This is a genomic window from Buttiauxella sp. BIGb0552 (assembly GCF_004366275.1).
GTDB lineage: Bacteria > Pseudomonadota > Gammaproteobacteria > Enterobacterales > Enterobacteriaceae > Buttiauxella > Buttiauxella gaviniae.
Map to the genome: position 1 here is coordinate 41,888 of NZ_SODY01000004.1, position 16,560 is coordinate 58,447.

Sequence of the window (16,560 nt, forward strand, 5' to 3'; positions counted from 1 at the left end):
CTTGCCAGATGTTGACTGGGATATCCGGGGAATATTTCCTCACGGCTTATTCTTTACCCAGCGTGGCTTCCACATACAAATAACCAATTCCCATCACTTGCTGTGGCCGCGAAAGCTTGCCGAAACTAATTTGTGTCGCATTAATCTTTAGCGCATCGCCATGGTCAAACGGATTAAACCCAATCTGCCGATTGATGGTTGCCAGCCAGTCCTCGCCAAATCCACAGCTTCTACCATAAAACAAAATATTGTTAATATTTAATATATTAAGGAAATTATACAAACTCAGCCCAATGGCATTAGCTGCACTTTCTACCCAGCTACGAACTTGTTCATCGCCACTATGCCAGGCTGAAATAAGCTGTGCGGAGGTGACATTTTCCGGGTCTTGTCGTGCCGAACCAGGTTGCGATTTTAACCAGATACGCGCCTGTTTTTTTAACGCTGAAAGCGATGCGACGGTTTCCAGACAGCCGTAGCGCCCGCAGTCACAGGCCATGCCATCAGGGTTCACAATGGTGTGGCCGATTTGCCCACTGCCATACAAACTGCCGCGATAAATCTGCCCGTTGATGACAAACGATGAACCAATCCCGTAATCCACATTTATCACGCAGAAATCCTGGCGGTTTGCCGGGTTTTGCCATTTTTCTGCCAGCGCCAGCATCACACAGTCGTTATCGACTCTTACCGTTACACCAAGCTTTTCCTCCAGCAGATATTTAATTTCTACCGGCTCACGCCACGGAGCCTGCGGCATGGTTTGCGAAACGCCTGTCACAGGATCGACTTGCCCATGAATAGCCAGAGCGAGATTGATGACTTTTTTCGGCCAGATTTTGCGTTGATTACGCCAGATGTTCTCAATAGCGGCCAGTAATACCTGCGGTGTGGCGGCGTTCACATGGATACGCTCAAATTCCCCTTGCGGTGAAAGTTGTGCGTCGCACAGTTGGCTTTCAATACTGGTGGGCGTGACATTCATGCAGAGAATGAAATCGCCATCAGGTGGAATTTGGTAACTGCCGCTGTTAATGCCTCGGTTACTGAGGTTTTCGCTGGAGTGGCTCAGTTTGCCATCGCTCACCAACTCCTCAAGGATCTTACTCACCGCTGGAATGGACAGCCCGGTGTACTGCGCAAACTGCGATTTGCTTAGCCGCTTATGCTGCCAAACCAGTTTCATAATCGTCTGGCGGTTAAGTTGGCGCACGCGTTGATTATTCAGCCCTGAATTATGCATTTCACTAAACCCCGTTAACTTTATTGTGTGAGCATTAAGCGCTCTAAGCCGTTATGAGTTCTCTACACTGCAAACATAACGTATTTCACTGTTGTTTGTTTACTGGAGAAGCGAAATGTACGGAGCCGTTAGCGTCTGGCAAGAGACGATTGCTTTACCCACCTGGACTACCGGTGCGGAAGACCCGAATCCTATGTTTCTGGAGAACCGCGTCTATCAGGGATCTTCAGGTGCTGTTTATCCTTACGGTGTTATTGACACACTTACCGGCAGTCGCGAGATGCGTGATTACAACGCGGTATGGATTGAGAACGACTTTATCCGCGTAATGTTATTGCCTGAGCTGGGAGGCCGCATTCATCGCGCCTACGACAAAGTGATGGAGCGCGACTTTGTTTACTACAACGAAGTGGTGAAACCAGCTTTGGTTGGACTGGTCGGGCCGTGGATTTCCGGTGGTATTGAATTTAACTGGCCGCAGCACCATCGCCCAACTACTTTCATGCCGGTAGATGTGACTTTCCAGAAACATGACAACGGCGCGCAAACCGTCTGGCTCGGTGAAGTGGAGCCAATGCGCGGCTTGCAGGTGATGACCGGCTTTACGCTCTATCCAGAAAAAGCGCTGATTGAAATTACCGGGAAAGTATTCAATGGCAACGCTACACCGCGCCATTTTCTGTGGTGGGCGAACCCAGCAGTCAAAGGCGGCGACGATCACCAAAGCGTCTTCCCGCCGGATGTCACGGCGGTATTCGACCACGGTAAGCGTGATGTTTCTGCCTTCCCGATTGCCCACGGTACTTACTACAAAGTTGATTATTCCGCAGGCGTGGATATCTCGCGCTACAAAAATATCCCGGTGCCAACCTCATATATGGCGGATAAATCAGATTACGATTTTGTTGGCGCCTACCATCATGGCGAGCAGGGCGGTTTATTACATATTGCGGACCACCATGTTTCACCGGGTAAGAAACAATGGTCATGGGGGAACTGTGATTTCGGCCAGGCCTGGGACCGTAATCTAACCGATGAAAATGGCCCGTATATTGAGTTGATGACCGGTGTGTTTACCGATAATCAGCCAGATTTCACCTGGATTGCCCCTTACGAAGAAAAAGTCTTCGTGCAGAACTTCCTGCCATACAGCCAGCTTGGCACTTTGCAAAACGCCAACACTCAGGCGGCAATTAAAATGGAACGCCACAACGGCGAGCTGCACCTCGGTGTATATGCGATTGAGCCGCTGCCTGATTTTACACTCGACATTGAAGCCGCAGGCCAAACACTCTGGAAATCAGCTCTTTCATTACAACCCGCGCAGGCGTGGCAGGAAAAATTCAGCAACCACTGGCCACAAAGGTTGACGCTAAATCTGTGCGATCCCCAGGGCAATATCATTCTCAGTTATTGCGAACATATCCCTGAAGATTTACCACTGCCACAGCCAGCCTGTGTGCCCGCTAAACCGCATGAAATCACCAATTGCGATGAATTGTATTTTATCGGTCAGCATCTGGAGCAGTATCTGCACGCCAGCCGTTCGGCACTGGACTATTACCAGCGTGCGTTGGCATTAGATCCTGAAGATTACCGCTGCAACGTAGCCCTCGGGCAGCTTGAGTTTAACCGGGGTAACTGGACGCTTGCCGAACAATATGCAGATGCGGCACTGAAGCGGGCGCACCGTCTGAACAAGAACCCACAAAATGGCGATGCCAGCATGCTGCGCGGTGCTGTAAAAGAAAAACAGGCTGATTACGACGGCGCGTTTGATGATTATTTCAAAGCAAGCTGGAGTGGTAACTGCCGCGATGCTGCATTCTACGCGCTTGCACGTCTGGCGCTGCGTAAAGGTAATGCGGTTCAATCACTGGCGTTTGTGAACCAAAGCCTTAAATTTAACGCCAGCAATAATCTGGCTATGGGGCTAAAAGCACTGGTTTTACACCAAACAGGAGCAACAAAAAACGCCCTGACCTGGATTGCGCAGCAGCTTGAGGAATACCCGCTCAGTTACGTGTTGTACTACGCCCGCTGGGCCATTATGCAAAATGAAACTGATCGCGCCGAACTTGTGCGTATTACCGGGAAACGCGGTGTGAATGCCAGTGTTCTGGCCGGGTGGCTGGTGAGTCTTGGTAAGGATTCGGCTGCGAAAGAGATGCTGGGTATTCTTGATTCACAAGAGGCGATGCCGCTTTTGTGGCGTGCAGCGCTAACCACTGACCGCCCTCGACAACATCTATTCATTCAACAGGCGCAGGAAAACTTTGCCCGTAAAGTTCGCTTCCCAAATACCCTGGATGAAGTGCAAATGTTGCAGCGATTGCCGCATGATGGCTTCGCGCAATATCTGCTTGGTTGCTTCTGGTACAGCAAACGTCGGTATAGCGAAGCGGTTGCCTGTTGGCAATTTGCCGCGCAACAACTTCCAGAGTTCGCTGCAGTACAGCGTGTGTTGGGGATTCACGCATGGAATAAAACGCACGATGTAAGGCTTGCCGAAAGTTATCTGCAACGAGCGGTTGAACTCGAGCCCGATAACGCCCGCTTCTTGTTTGAACTCGATTACCTGCAAAAACTTAACGGGCGCGTTACCGATCAGCGTTTGGCGAATCTGGCAGCTCGTCGTGATGTGGTACTTAAACGCGACGACCTCACTGCTGAATTGTTGAGTCTTTGGAATATTCACGGTGAAACCGATGCGGCGGCACAAGTCCTGGCACGGCGAAAATTCCACCCGTGGGAAGGTGGAGAAGGCAAAGTCACCGGACAGTATCTGATTAACCTGCAATACCGTGCGCTGGAGTGCATTGCCAATAAACAGTTGGGCGAAGCAGAAGAGTTGCTTCAGCAAGCGCTCAGTTACCCGGAGAACTTAGGTGAGGGGCGTTTAGTCGGCCAGAGCGATAACGATATTTGGTATCTGCTCGGCTGGTGCGTACAACAACTCCAGCAGCCTGAACGCGCTCAGCTCTATTTCGAACGAGCGCTGGAAGGGGGCTCCACCCTGGAAGCCGGGCGTTACTACAACGACCAACCCGTCGATTACTTGTTCTACCAGGCCATGGCGTTGGTGCGCACTGGTGACAAAGAGCAGGCTCAACAGCAATTCCGTAGCTTTATTCACTGGGCCGACGCCCACTTTAATGACCCATCTGAACCTGATTTCTTTGCCGTATCGCTGCCTGATTTGGTCGCGCTGGATGCTGACCGTCAGGCTGCACACCAGCAACACTGCCTGTTTGTCGCAGCCCTTGGGCATCTGGGATTGGGTGAATACTCCGAGTTCGAAGCAGCATTGAAAGCTTTACTGTCACAAAACCCGGCACACGACAAAGCGCACTTGCTGCATCTGGCAATGCAGCGCGGCGTCTTTGCCTGAGTGCTGAAATAACAATAAACGGCGGGAGATAAATCCCGCCTCCTCTGTATCTCTACAAAGTGAGGAATAACAATGAAAACTGTGCAGACACAACTACGCATGGGGTATGTCTGGACTATCTGTCTGGTGGCCGCCTGTGGCGGTTTGCTATTCGGATATGACTGGGTGGTGATTGGTGGCGCCAAACCCTTCTATGAAGCTTACTTTTCAATAACCGACCCTGCGCAGTCTGGCTGGGCGATGAGTTCAGCACTGGTAGGCTGTATTTTCGGTGCGCTGATTTCCGGCTGGTGTGCAGACCGGTTCGGACGCAAAACACCGCTTATCATTTCGGCGATACTGTTTACCGCATCGGCCTGGGGTACGGCGATGGCCAGTAACTTCGACATGTTTGTGGTGTTCCGCATTGTCGGTGGTGTGGGCATTGGCCTCGCATCAGCGTTAAGCCCGATGTATATCGCGGAAGTGAGCCCGGCTGAAAAACGCGGCAAGTTTGTTGCCATCAACCAGTTAACCATTGTGATAGGTGTGCTGGCGGCACAACTTATCAACCTGTTGATTGCCGAACCGGTGGGGACCGCCGCAAGCATGCAGCAAATCACCGAAAGCTGGAATGGGCAGGTGGGCTGGCGTTGGATGTTTGGTGCAGAACTGGTTCCGGCGCTGGCGTTTCTGGTGCTGATGTTCTTTGTGCCAGAGTCACCACGCTGGCTTGTGCGGGCCGGGAAAAATGAACGTGCCCACAAAATGCTTAAGCGCATCGGTAACCAGAAATATGCCGATGATACGCTCAACGATATTCTGCAAACTCTGAATAACGACACACAAAAAGTCTCCTGGGGAACGCTGTGGCAGCCGCAGGTTAAGCCCATCATTATTATTGGGATGGTGCTGGCGGTGTTCCAGCAGTGGTGCGGGATCAACGTGATATTTAACTACGCGCAGGAGATTTTTGCCTCCGCCGGGTTTGATATTAACAGCACACTGAAATCCATTGTTGCCACCGGTTTAATCAACCTTATCTTCACTCTCGCCGCGCTGCCGCTGGTGGATAAAATTGGCCGCCGTAAGCTGATGTTATTTGGCGCTGCGGGCCTGACTATCATCTATGCATTAATCGGTGCCGCATACGGTCTGGGTATTCTGGGGTTGCCGGTGCTTATCCTCGTCCTGGCGGCGATTGCGATTTACGCACTGACACTCGCCCCTGTGACCTGGGTTCTGCTATCAGAAATTTTCCCGAATCGGGTTCGTGGCCTGGCGATGTCTTTGGGTACGCTGGCGCTGTGGGTGGCCTGTTTCCTTCTGACGTACACCTTCCCGTTATTGAACGCCAGTCTCGGGGCTGCGGGTAGTTTCCTGCTGTATGGTGTGATTTGTGCAGCAGGTTTTGTCTATGTACGCCGTTATGTTCCGGAAACGAAAGGCGTGAGCCTGGAAGCGCTGGAAAAACGTATGGCAGAACAATACGGTGCTGTGGCGAAAGCTCGCGCTGAAAAAGTGGCTCAATAACAATGCAAAGCCTGTTACTCGAAAATAGCCATTTGCGTTTAGTTGTCGCCCCGCAAGGGGCGGCAATCCTCAGCCTGGATTCGCTAAAGCACCAGCAACCGATTCTTTATGCAGGTGAAAAAGCATTATTCCCGATGCTACCACTGGCAAACCGAGTCGCCGGGAATTGCTTTCGGCTACACGGAGAAATGGTCACGCTGCCGAAAAGTCCGGTCGATGAACAATTTTTTCTCCATGGCGATGGCTGGCTGAAAAGCTGGCAGGTGGAAACCGAGGATAGTAAGCAGATTGTTTTAACGCTGGATAGTCAGCATGAGTGCGGGTTTGATTATCACGCGCGGCTGAATTACCGGCTGGAAGGTAAGCGTTTTATCGCGGAGCTTGTGCTTACTCACCGGGGAAGTAAGCCGATGGTCTATGGGCTGGGTTTTCATCCCTTTTTCCATCTCACACCCACGACACACGTGCAGTTTGGAGCAACGGGATTCTGGCCTGAAGGAGAGAATCACTTACCTCTTGAGTGGCGTGACCAACTGACGGCACAAACCAATTTCATCACGGCGAAAATCCCGGACAACCAATGGCTGAATATTGGCTATTCCGGTTGGAACGGTTTGGCGCTGATTGACTCTGGTGACCTGCTGGTGCAGCTAAAATGTTCCACGCCGTACTTAATGGTGTTCCGTATGGCAGACGAACCATTTATTTGCCTCGAGCCACAAAGCCACCCGGTTAATGCCCATAATATGGCCGGCCAGCCGGGACTGGTGTTGCTGAGGGCAGGGGACTCGACACAGTTGCAGATGGAGGTCGTGGTCTTGTCGTGAGCGCCAGGTTTGTGTCGGATTAGCGAAAGCGACATCCGACAATGACAATTGCACCATAACCATACTATTTCAGTGTGTTATTAGTCTGTTAATGAATGCTTGCAAGCTCGTCAGCGCTCGGACACACTAGCGCCTCCAAAACGGGAGGGATCATGGTTTTGCATTCAACGCGCTGGCTGGCGCTCAGTTATTTTACCTACTTCTTTAGCTACGGGATTTTCCTGCCATTCTGGAGTGTCTGGCTTGCCGGAGTTGGTCTGCCGCCTGAAACTATAGGACTATTGTTAGGGGCTGGGTTAATCGCCCGTTTTCTTGGTAGTTTGCTTCTCGCACCTCGTGTTACCGACCCTTCCCGACTTGTCTTTGCTTTACGTTTACTCGCCTTACTCACTTTGCTATTCGCCGTTGCTTTCTGGTTCGGGCAAACCGCCAGCTGGCTTTTGATTGTGATGGTCGGTTTTAACCTGTTTTTCTCACCCCTGGTGCCGCTTACCGATGCGTTGGCCGGAACCTGGCAGCGCCAAATCACCATGGATTATGGTCGTGTGCGCCTGTGGGGATCGCTGGCGTTTGTGATCGGTTCCGCCATGACGGGCAAGCTGGTGAGCATGTATAGCTACCAGGCGATTTTGGTGCTACTGAGTATTGGTGTCGCGTCGATGCTAATCGGCATGATGCTGCGCCCATCCGTGATGCCGCAAGGTGAAACACGCCATAAAGAAGGTGCGGGTTGGCCTGCCTGGAAAAAACTGGTGCTCGGTTCATGGCGATTCCTGGCCTGCGTGACATTACTTCAAGGCGCACACGCGGCTTACTACGGATTCAGTGCGATTTACTGGCAAGGAGCGGGTTATTCCGCGTCGGTTGTCGGGTATCTGTGGTCGCTGGGTGTTGTAGCGGAAATTGTGATTTTTGCTCTCAGCAACAAGCTGTTCCGCAACTGGAGTGCACGTGACTTACTGCTGCTTTCTGGTGTGACGGGGATTTTGCGCTGGAGCCTGATGGCGTACACCACCGATTTGCCGTGGCTGATTGCTGCGCAAATCCTTCACTGCGGCAGCTTCACTGTGTGCCACCTCGCGGCGATGCGTTATATCTCGGCTCGCGAGGGCAATGAAGTTATCCGTTTACAAGCCGTCTATTCCGCGGTGGCGATGGGCGGTGGTATCGCCATTATGACCATGTTCTCTGGCTACCTTTACCAGCATATGCAGGGTGGGGTGTTCTGGATTATGGCGTTGGTGGCCGTTCCTGCATTGTTCATTCGGCCACGCCCAGTCTCATATTGCGTTAACACTCAATAATCTTACGGATCTGCTGCTGCTGGTGTTCACCCAGCGGCAGCGTTACGTGAATCAGTGGCGGTGAGTAAAGTGGTAAGGTGGTGGAATAGGGTGTAATCACCAACACCACTTCTTTCGGTGCCCCCTCTTTTTGGTAACTGTGAATCGTCAGGTGTTTAATATTTAGCGGCAGTAACGTGAGCTCGCGCAACTGCTGTTCAATACTCTGTTCAAGTTCAATGTTGTTGCCAGTAAGCAGCAAAACCTGCTTTTCATGCAGGTCATTTTCCTGCATTAACCACGCTCCGAATATCACCGCCACTAGTCCAACTTCTTCATCTGAAAAACGCATTTCAAAATGGTTTTCAAAATCATTGAACGCTTCACGCGTGGTGCGCATCAAGCGTGGATAAAGGCGGGTTATTTCTTCCGGTAGGCTGTTATCAATCCCAATACCGAACTGGCAACGATCCAATGCCTGAGCAAGATGAATGTAGAGTTGGTCGCTCAGGCCTTGTTCATCGCTAAAGGACATACCCGCCAGCTCGCGAAAGCGCGCAATCATTCCGAAAATGGCCGAGCGTAAGCGTAAATCTTGCTCATGATTGTCACGAATTGGGTCGGGAGTGCGGAGTAACTGGAATAAAAGCGCCAGGAATAACTGCTCGTTTTCGTTGGCTGATTGCAGCACGCGGCGCTTCCAATGGCGGGCAATCTCAAGTGCTGCCACAAACTCCGGGCGAATCTGTGTCCACGCGCGTTGCTGCTCAGTGAATTCTGGCGTGATCCCAGCATGGTGCTGGTGCAAACAGTACTGCAAAAACAGCGTTAAAAATTGCACATCGCGGCTGTCAAACTGGCGCTGTAAGCGCCGTTCGCAGAGGCCTATCAACGCCTGGAGGTTTTTCTCGTCATACAATGCTGTCAGAACCCCTTGCTGTTTAAGCTGGGTTTTGAGTGCTGGCGTAAAATGCTGCTGCACAAAGTGCGGGCATAATCGCAACGCGCGGCGTAACCAATGCAATAAGCACAGGCGGCAGTCCAGAGGCGTGCCCTCAATCCGATAGCTGCCGTCCTGTTGTGTGATAAGCCTCAGCCGGTGATAGCGCTGGATTTCATCGCCGGTGTCGGCTATATCTTGCAGGGCTTTGATGTCATCGACCCCGTTGAGCCTTGCGAGGATCTCTGGAGTGACGGTTTGGCCCGGTAAGTAAAGCAACAAAAGCAGGTGGCAGCGGCGCTGCGGACTAGAGAGTACAGATGGTGGTGGGGAGAGCAGTGTCATCATCCGCATAACCGAGTCAAAGTAATTAATGCTAAGAGTAGCTAAACCTTTTGTCGTAGAGAGCCACATTTGAGCTTTTTAATTACGGAATTCTGACTGGCTCACAGAATTATAATCTCGAGAGAATAATGAGCAGGAAAATGTGTAACAGAATTGCGTTTTTTACCTTAATTTCTGCACTTTTTAGCCCAGTGGCTTCGGCTCATCCGCACAGTTTTATCACTCTCGTGACCACGGTGATGACCGAAAATGACCAGCTTACTGGTCTTAAAATGCAGTGGACGATGGATGAAATCACTTCAGCAGATCTACTGTATGACGCAGGTAATGCCAAACCTGACTCGCCGGTGTGGAAGAAGCTTGCCGCCGAAGTGATGGCCAATATTTTAGGGCAACATTACTTCACTGAATTCTGGCATAACGGCAAAAAAGTGACGTTTAACAATTTGCCACCCGAGTACGGGCTTGCGCGGGTAGGGCATCAGGCCGTGTTGACCTTTGTTTTACCTCTGGCACACCCGCAGCCATTGAAGGGGCAGACGTATCAGATTGCGACATTCGACCCGACCTATTTTGTCGATATGAGTTACGACAACTCCAGTGATGCCAAATTGCCGAAAACATTAGCCTCACTTTGCAAAATCTCAGTGAAAACCCCGCAGCCGAACGAAGATACGCTGGCCTTCGCACAATCGCTGGATAAAGCCGATGCGCCTCCCGAAGATATGGAACTGGGTAAACAGTTTGCTCAACAGGTGATATTGCAATGTCAGTAATGCCTTCAGCTAAACCCCATTCACGCCACTGGCTTCAGCTTTGGCCGCTGGCATTTTTCCTGCTGGTTTGTGCTGGAGCACTTTACAGCCTCTGGCATTACTGGCCACAACTCCTCATCGACAGTGCGATGTGGCAGAAATCGATTAACCAGCAAATGAGCACACTCCTGCGTGAGGTTGCCGAGAACCCGGCGCGGGCGGGTTGGTCATTGCTGTCATTTAGTTTTGTTTACGGTGTGCTTCACGCATTGGGGCCAGGTCATGGGAAAATAGTTATTACGACATGGCTTGCGACACATCCTTCGCGCTTGAAAAGCAGCCTTAAATTGACGTTTGCAGCATCTTTATTGCAAGGATTAGTGGCGATTGGGTTGGTAACGATAGTGCTGGGGATTCTGGCTCTGCCTTCGCGCCAATTGCATATGAGCAGTTTTTGGCTCGAGAAGGGAAGCTATTTACTGGTGGGTGTTTTAGGTGTGATGTTGTGCGGTCGGGCCCTACGTAAATTGCAACGTGTGCTGCGAAAACCGAAGCGTTTCACTTCATTCACGCCTCATCATGTACATGATGAAAAATGTGGCTGTGGCCATCAGCATTTACCCACGCAGCAACAGCTTGCAGCAGGAGAAGACTGGCGTGCCCGAATGATGATTGTTTTATCCATGGGCATGCGCCCATGCTCTGGGGCAATTATGGTGCTGCTGTTTAGCAAAGTGATTGGCGTGTATAGCTGGGGAGTGTTGTCGACGCTTGCGATGGCTGCAGGCACATCTATTACCATTTCTGGCCTGGCCTTTTTAGTCCACGGATTCCGTCAGCTTGCGGTACGCATTAGCGGTAATAGAGCACCGGTTTTATGGCGGCAAGTCGCCTGGGCGACGCTGGCATTTGCAGGTGGTGGAATTTTAGTATTAGCAGCAGTGGTGATGTGGCTGAGTGCTCAACCGGTAATGCGTGGGATTCGACCGTTTTAATTGAATGCCTTCCCGATGGGAAGGCATTTTCTGAGATTAACGCTTCAGCGCTTCGCTCAGTTCATCACGCATTGCTGCCAGCATCGCTTTAACAACACGTGGGTTACCTGCAACGATGTTGCCGCTGGTCAGGTAGTTGTGGCCGCCGGTGAAATCACATACCAGGCTACCAGATTCGCGAGCAATCAGTTCACCTGCTGCGAAATCCCAAGGTTTCAGGCCAATCTCGAAGAAACCATCAACACGGCCAGCCGCAACGTATGCCAGATCCAGAGCAGCAGAACCGGTGCGACGGAAGTCAGCACACTGCGTGAACAGTTTGGTCACGATGTTCATATAAGGAGTAGCGTGTTGCTTCAGTTTGAACGGGAAGCCAGTTGCCAGAATGGTGCCATCGAGGTCACGTGCATTGCTGCCGCGCAGACGGTAACCGTTCAGCTGTGCGCCTTGACCACGAACGGCTGTGAACAGCTCATTACGCATTGGGTCATAAACAACAGCAACTTCGGTGCGGCCCTTAACACGGACAGCGATAGATACAGAGAAGTGTGGCAAACGTTTGATGAAGTTTGAAGTGCCATCCAGAGGATCGATAACCCATTGCACATCCTGCTCGGTACCCGCCAGTTCGCCTGATTCTTCAGCGATAATGGTGTGTTGCGGGTAGGATTTGCGGATAATTTCGATAATCAGACGCTCGGCGTCTCTATCTACGTTAGTCACAAAATCGTTGCTCCCTTTTTGACTCGCTTCTACAGCGTCAGGGGTTTCGTAGTTCTTGACAATTAAATTGCCCGCCTTGCGCGCAGCGCGCACGGCGATGGTGAGCATCGGATGCATCGGTCTCTCTCTGGATGTTAAAGAACGGGAAAACGCGGCGGAGTATAGCAGAGCGTTCGGAATATGTCCCAGGGTTATGATAGGATATCGCGATAATCTTTTCAGGCTATGAGTCAACGATGCTGCAAAACGTACGTATAGTGCTGGTTGAAACCTCCCACACCGGCAACATGGGCTCCGTAGCCCGTGCAATGAAAACCATGGGGCTGACAAATCTGTGGTTGGTTAATCCACTGGTGAAACCTGACTCTCAGGCAATCGCGCTCGCTGCGGGTGCCAGTGATGTTATTGGCGAAGCGAAAATTGTCGATACGCTGGATGAAGCCCTGGCGGGTTGTAGTCTGGTGGTAGGAACGAGCGCTCGTTCACGCACGCTGCCATGGCCTATGCTCGACCCACGCGAATGTGGTCTAAAGACCATTTCTGAAGCGCAAGATGCGCCAGTGGCGATTGTGTTTGGCCGTGAACGTGTTGGCTTGACCAATGACGAATTGCAGAAATGCCATTACCACGTTGCGATTCAGGCAAATCCAGAATACAGCTCGCTGAACCTGGCTATGGCCGTGCAAATCCTCGCTTATGAAGTACGCATCGCCTGGCTTGCTACGCAAGAAGAAGGCAAAGAAGCGGTCGTTGTTGAGGACCAGACTCAGTATCCATCGGCTGACGATCTCGAGCGTTTTTACGTTCACCTGGAGCAAGTATTGCTGAAAACCGGCTTTATTCGCACCAGTCATCCGGGCCAGATTATGAGCAAATTACGCCGCTTATATAACCGTGCACGCCCGGAAACTCAAGAACTTAACATTCTGCGCGGCATGCTTTCTTCTATTGATAACGAGAAAAAATCCGGCAAATAATACTTGAGTAAATTACTAGGTTAAATAGTTGACCAATTTACTCGGGAATGTCAGACTTGCGACCTGCTATGTGACAATCACATTTATAAAAAACCCCCGGTTCGAGGGGCGATTTGAGGTTAAGTAAGACATGAGACTGACATCGAAAGGACGTTATGCCGTGACCGCAATGCTTGACGTTGCGTTGAACTCCGAATCAGGCCCGGTACCGTTGGCTGATATTTCTGAACGTCAGGGAATCTCTCTCTCCTACCTGGAGCAGTTATTCTCCCGTCTGCGTAAAAATGGCCTGGTTGCCAGCGTACGTGGTCCAGGCGGTGGTTATCTGCTGGGTAAAGAAGCAAATAGCATCGCAGTTGGCGAAGTTATCAGTGCTGTAGATGAATCTGTTGATGCCACGCGTTGCGCGGGCAAAGGCGGTTGTCAGGGCGGCGATAAATGCCTGACTCACGCACTGTGGCGCGATCTGAGTGACCGCCTAACTGGTTTTCTGAATAACATCACCTTGGGTGAACTGGTGAATAACCAGGAAGTGCTGGACGTCTCTGGCCGTCAGCAAAATGAAAACCTTCGCAGTACGCGCTCTCAAGACGCGATCGACGTCAAACTGCGCGCCTAATTTACCCGTCATATTTCGGGTTGCAATTGTGTTGGCCGCACTTGTTCACCCCAGTCACTTACTTGATGTAAGCTCCTGGGGACTCTCAAGTTTGCCGCCTTGCTGCAACACGATCTATTTAGGGCAAAAATAAAATAGATTTCAGAATCAGGCCGGGGTGTCACACCCCGTCAAAAAGGTCGTTCATTCAGCCAGTTGCCTGATTCATTGCATTGAGTGATGTACGGAGTTTAAGAGCAATGAAATTACCGATTTATCTCGATTACTCTGCGACTACGCCGGTTGACCCGCGTGTTGCGCAGAAAATGATGCAGTTTTTGACTATGGACGGAACCTTCGGTAACCCGGCTTCTCGTTCTCACCGTTTCGGTTGGCAGGCGGAAGAAGCTGTTGATATCGCCCGTAACCAAATCGCTGAACTGGTTGGTGCAGACCCGCGTGAAATCGTCTTTACCTCCGGTGCAACTGAATCTGATAACCTCGCTATCAAAGGTGCGGCTAACTTCTATCAGAAGAAAGGCAAGCACATCATCACCGTTAAAACCGAACACAAAGCTGTGCTGGACACCTGTCGTCAGCTTGAGCGTGAAGGTTTTGAAGTGACTTATCTGGCACCACAGAGCAACGGTATCGTTGACCTGAGCGTGCTGGAAGCAGCGATGCGTGACGACACCATTCTGGTTTCTATCATGCACGTGAACAATGAAATCGGCGTGGTGCAAGATATCGCGGCAATCGGCGAAATGTGCCGTGCACGTGGCATTATCTATCACGTTGATGCGACTCAGAGCGTGGGCAAACTGCCTATCGACTTGAGCACCCTGAAAGTTGACCTGATGTCGTTCTCTGGTCACAAAATTTATGGCCCTAAAGGCATCGGCGCGCTGTATGTTCGCCGTAAACCACGTATTCGTATCGAAGCTCAGGTACACGGTGGCGGTCACGAGCGCGGTATGCGTTCTGGTACTCTGCCTGTTCACCAGATTGCTGGCATGGGCGAAGCTTACCGTATCGCGAAAGAAGAGATGGAGACAGAGATGTCCCGTCTGCGCACGCTGCGTAACCGTTTGTGGAACGGCGTGAAAGATATGGAAGAAGTCTATCTGAATGGCGACCTGGAAAATGGCGTGCCAACTATCCTCAACGTGAGCTTTAACTACGTTGAAGGTGAGTCACTGATTATGGCGCTCAAAGACCTCGCGGTTTCTTCTGGTTCTGCCTGTACATCAGCAAGTCTCGAGCCATCCTACGTGCTGCGCGCACTGGGCATGACCGACGAACTGGCTCACAGCTCTATCCGTTTCTCTTTGGGTCGTTTTACAACTGAAGAAGAGATCGACTACACCATCGAACTGGTACGTAAGTCCATTGGCCGTCTGCGCGAACTTTCTCCACTGTGGGACATGTTTAAGCAGGGCGTGGATATTAACTCCATCGAATGGGCTCATCACTAATCGTTCGCTTCGAACGTCGATATCGGATTCAGGAAAATTAAAAATGGCTTACAGCGAAAAAGTAATCGATCACTACGAAAACCCACGCAACGTTGGTTCTTTTGATAATAGCGATGACAACGTCGGTTCCGGCATGGTGGGTGCACCAGCCTGCGGAGACGTGATGAAGTTGCAGATCAAAGTTAACAATGAAGGTATTATTGAAGACGCACGCTTTAAGACCTATGGCTGTGGCTCTGCCATCGCTTCCAGCTCGCTGGTGACCGAATGGGTCAAAGGTAAATCTCTGGATGAAGCGCAGGCAATCAAAAACACCGACATCGCAGAAGAACTCGAACTGCCACCGGTGAAGATTCACTGCTCAATCCTTGCAGAAGACGCTATCAAAGCGGCTATCGCGGATTACAAAAGCAAGCGTGAAGCTAAATAATTATTGTTGAGTCTTTTTCAAAATAATTTGAGTTGCAGCCAGGCGGCAAGCTTATGAATCTCCAGGAGCTTACTAAAGTAAGTGACTGGAGTGAGTGAGAGTAGCCAACACCCTGCGGCTCGAAGAATGAAGAAAAATTGATTGAGGTTGTTGTATGTCGATTACCCTTAGCCACAGCGCTGCCGATCGTGTGAATGCCTTTTTAGCTAACCGCGGTAAAGGTTTTGGTCTGCGTTTAGGCGTTCGTACTTCTGGCTGTTCTGGTATGGCTTATGTTCTTGAATTTGTTGACGCACCGATGGCAGAAGACACCGTGTTCGAAGACAAAGGCGTGAAAGTGGTCGTCGATGGTAAAAGCCTGCAATTTTTAGACGGTACCGAGCTCGACTTCGTCAAAGAAGGTCTTAACGAAGGGTTTAAATTTACTAACCCTAACGTGAAAGATGAGTGTGGCTGCGGTGAAAGCTTCCACGTCTGATACTCGCAAATACCCCGTGTAGCGCAAGTTGTACGGGGTATCACGCTCTACTATGAAACCCCGAGTCTGTTATGGATTACTTTACCCTCTTTGGGTTACCGCCAGAATTTGCCCTTAACACTGAGCTGTTGGCTACCCGTTACCAGGAGCTGCAACGCCAGTTCCATCCTGATAAATACGCCAGTCGCCCCCAGGCAGAAATTCTGCTGGCGGTGCAACAGTCGGCGACCATCAATCAGGCATGGCAAACACTGCGTCATCCATTGCCGCGCGCAGAGTACATCCTCTCCCTCAACGGTTTTGATCTGGCGAACGAACAGCATACCGTGCGTGACACCGCGTTTTTGATGGAACAACTCGAATTGCGCGAAGAGCTTGATAATATCGAGCACGCCAAAGATAGCGACCGCCTGGAATCCTTCCGCGCCAATGTTAATGCGATGGTGAAAACCCGCATGGCTTTGATGGTAGAGCAGTTGGATAATCAGGACTGGACGCAGGCGGCGGATACTGTGCGTAAACTGCGTTTTCTCGATAAACTGCGCAGCCAAATAGAACAACTCGAAGAAAAGCTGCTCGATTTTTAAC

At 50.9% G+C, this 16,560-nt stretch carries 15 protein-coding genes; 12 read left to right on the forward strand and 3 right to left on the reverse strand.

Going from position 1 to position 16,560, the window contains the following annotated elements; translation table 11 throughout:
* Positions 1–46 precede the first annotated feature (46 nt).
* On the reverse strand, positions 47–1,243 hold the full coding sequence (locus tag EDF88_RS12340; RefSeq protein WP_134184915.1) for an ROK family protein: 1,197 nt from the start codon (positions 1,241–1,243) through the stop codon (positions 47–49).
* A 115-nt stretch (positions 1,244–1,358) separates the two neighbouring features.
* On the opposite strand from EDF88_RS12340, the gene EDF88_RS12345 reads away from it, so the two are divergent.
* The 4 genes from EDF88_RS12345 (at position 1,359) to EDF88_RS12360 (ending at position 8,277) form a co-directional block, all read left to right on the forward strand.
* Positions 1,359–4,634: a DUF5107 domain-containing protein gene (locus EDF88_RS12345; RefSeq protein WP_134184917.1), complete on the forward strand. Its 3,276-nt coding sequence runs from the start codon at positions 1,359–1,361 to the stop codon at positions 4,632–4,634.
* A 72-nt stretch (positions 4,635–4,706) separates the two neighbouring features.
* The gene (locus EDF88_RS12350) at positions 4,707–6,146 is read left to right on the forward strand and encodes a sugar porter family MFS transporter (protein ID WP_134184919.1); all 1,440 of its coding nucleotides are present in this window, start codon (positions 4,707–4,709) and stop codon (positions 6,144–6,146) included.
* 2 nt (positions 6,147–6,148) lie between these two features.
* Complete coding sequence (locus EDF88_RS12355) at positions 6,149–6,973, forward strand: aldose 1-epimerase (protein WP_134184921.1); 825 nt, start codon at positions 6,149–6,151, stop codon at positions 6,971–6,973.
* Between the two features lie 152 nt (positions 6,974–7,125).
* Positions 7,126–8,277 carry a 3-phenylpropionate MFS transporter gene (locus tag EDF88_RS12360; protein ID WP_134184923.1) on the forward strand — a complete coding sequence of 384 codons (1,152 nt, stop codon included), beginning with the start codon at positions 7,126–7,128 and terminating at the stop codon, positions 8,275–8,277.
* Here the strand turns inward: EDF88_RS12360 and csiE are convergent.
* On the reverse strand, positions 8,264–9,544 hold the full coding sequence (csiE, locus tag EDF88_RS12365) for a stationary phase inducible protein CsiE (protein ID WP_134184925.1): 1,281 nt from the start codon (positions 9,542–9,544) through the stop codon (positions 8,264–8,266). The genes EDF88_RS12360 and csiE overlap by 14 nt on opposite strands.
* 137 nt (positions 9,545–9,681) lie before the next feature.
* Between csiE and EDF88_RS12370 the strand changes: the two genes are divergently transcribed.
* Positions 9,682–10,317: a DUF1007 family protein gene (locus EDF88_RS12370; protein ID WP_134184927.1), complete on the forward strand. Its 636-nt coding sequence runs from the start codon at positions 9,682–9,684 to the stop codon at positions 10,315–10,317.
* Positions 10,308–11,291 (forward strand): nickel/cobalt transporter, encoded by a 984-nt coding sequence (locus tag EDF88_RS12375; protein ID WP_134184929.1) that lies wholly within the window; start codon positions 10,308–10,310, stop codon positions 11,289–11,291. The genes EDF88_RS12370 and EDF88_RS12375 overlap by 10 nt, the downstream gene beginning before the upstream one ends.
* A 36-nt stretch (positions 11,292–11,327) precedes the next feature.
* Here EDF88_RS12375 and suhB read toward each other — a convergent pair whose 3' ends face one another.
* Positions 11,328–12,131, reverse strand: a complete 804-nt coding sequence (gene suhB, locus EDF88_RS12380; protein ID WP_064513082.1) for an inositol-1-monophosphatase — start codon at positions 12,129–12,131, stop codon at positions 11,328–11,330.
* A gap of 119 nt (positions 12,132–12,250) precedes the next feature.
* On the opposite strand from suhB, the gene trmJ reads away from it, so the two are divergent.
* From trmJ to hscB, 6 genes are all read left to right on the forward strand, one after another.
* Positions 12,251–12,991, forward strand: coding sequence for a tRNA (cytosine(32)/uridine(32)-2'-O)-methyltransferase TrmJ (gene trmJ, locus EDF88_RS12385; protein WP_064513080.1), 741 nt, complete (start codon positions 12,251–12,253; stop codon positions 12,989–12,991).
* A 130-nt stretch (positions 12,992–13,121) separates the two neighbouring features.
* Positions 13,122–13,610 (forward strand): Fe-S cluster assembly transcriptional regulator IscR, encoded by a 489-nt coding sequence (gene iscR / locus EDF88_RS12390; RefSeq protein ID WP_064513078.1) that lies wholly within the window; start codon positions 13,122–13,124, stop codon positions 13,608–13,610.
* 239 nt (positions 13,611–13,849) lie between these two features.
* On the forward strand, positions 13,850–15,064 hold the full coding sequence (locus tag EDF88_RS12395; RefSeq protein WP_064513076.1) for an IscS subfamily cysteine desulfurase: 1,215 nt from the start codon (positions 13,850–13,852) through the stop codon (positions 15,062–15,064).
* A gap of 43 nt (positions 15,065–15,107) precedes the next feature.
* A complete protein-coding gene (iscU, locus tag EDF88_RS12400; RefSeq protein WP_064513073.1) occupies positions 15,108–15,494 on the forward strand; it encodes a Fe-S cluster assembly scaffold IscU in 387 nt (128 codons plus the stop codon).
* Between the two features lie 154 nt (positions 15,495–15,648).
* A complete protein-coding gene (gene iscA / locus EDF88_RS12405; RefSeq protein WP_064513071.1) occupies positions 15,649–15,972 on the forward strand; it encodes an iron-sulfur cluster assembly protein IscA in 324 nt (107 codons plus the stop codon).
* 71 nt (positions 15,973–16,043) lie between these two features.
* Positions 16,044–16,559, forward strand: a complete 516-nt coding sequence (gene hscB / locus EDF88_RS12410) for a co-chaperone HscB (protein WP_134184931.1) — start codon at positions 16,044–16,046, stop codon at positions 16,557–16,559.
* Position 16,560 lies beyond the last annotated feature (1 nt).

Bases quoted from the DNA above. Each gene is read 5' to 3' on its own strand.
- EDF88_RS12340 (WP_134184915.1), bottom strand. From the start codon at position 1,243: ATGCATAATTCAGGGCTGAATAATCAACGCGTGCGCCAACTTAACCGC.
- EDF88_RS12345 (WP_134184917.1), top strand. From the start codon at position 1,359: ATGTACGGAGCCGTTAGCGTCTGGCAAGAGACGATTGCTTTACCCACC.
- EDF88_RS12350 (WP_134184919.1), top strand. From the start codon at position 4,707: ATGAAAACTGTGCAGACACAACTACGCATGGGGTATGTCTGGACTATC.
- EDF88_RS12355 (WP_134184921.1), top strand. From the start codon at position 6,149: ATGCAAAGCCTGTTACTCGAAAATAGCCATTTGCGTTTAGTTGTCGCC.
- EDF88_RS12360 (WP_134184923.1), top strand. From the start codon at position 7,126: ATGGTTTTGCATTCAACGCGCTGGCTGGCGCTCAGTTATTTTACCTAC.
- csiE (WP_134184925.1), bottom strand. From the start codon at position 9,544: ATGATGACACTGCTCTCCCCACCACCATCTGTACTCTCTAGTCCGCAG.
- EDF88_RS12370 (WP_134184927.1), top strand. From the start codon at position 9,682: ATGTGTAACAGAATTGCGTTTTTTACCTTAATTTCTGCACTTTTTAGC.
- EDF88_RS12375 (WP_134184929.1), top strand. From the start codon at position 10,308: ATGTCAGTAATGCCTTCAGCTAAACCCCATTCACGCCACTGGCTTCAG.
- suhB (WP_064513082.1), bottom strand. From the start codon at position 12,131: ATGCATCCGATGCTCACCATCGCCGTGCGCGCTGCGCGCAAGGCGGGC.
- trmJ (WP_064513080.1), top strand. From the start codon at position 12,251: ATGCTGCAAAACGTACGTATAGTGCTGGTTGAAACCTCCCACACCGGC.
- iscR (WP_064513078.1), top strand. From the start codon at position 13,122: ATGAGACTGACATCGAAAGGACGTTATGCCGTGACCGCAATGCTTGAC.
- EDF88_RS12395 (WP_064513076.1), top strand. From the start codon at position 13,850: ATGAAATTACCGATTTATCTCGATTACTCTGCGACTACGCCGGTTGAC.
- iscU (WP_064513073.1), top strand. From the start codon at position 15,108: ATGGCTTACAGCGAAAAAGTAATCGATCACTACGAAAACCCACGCAAC.
- iscA (WP_064513071.1), top strand. From the start codon at position 15,649: ATGTCGATTACCCTTAGCCACAGCGCTGCCGATCGTGTGAATGCCTTT.
- hscB (WP_134184931.1), top strand. From the start codon at position 16,044: ATGGATTACTTTACCCTCTTTGGGTTACCGCCAGAATTTGCCCTTAAC.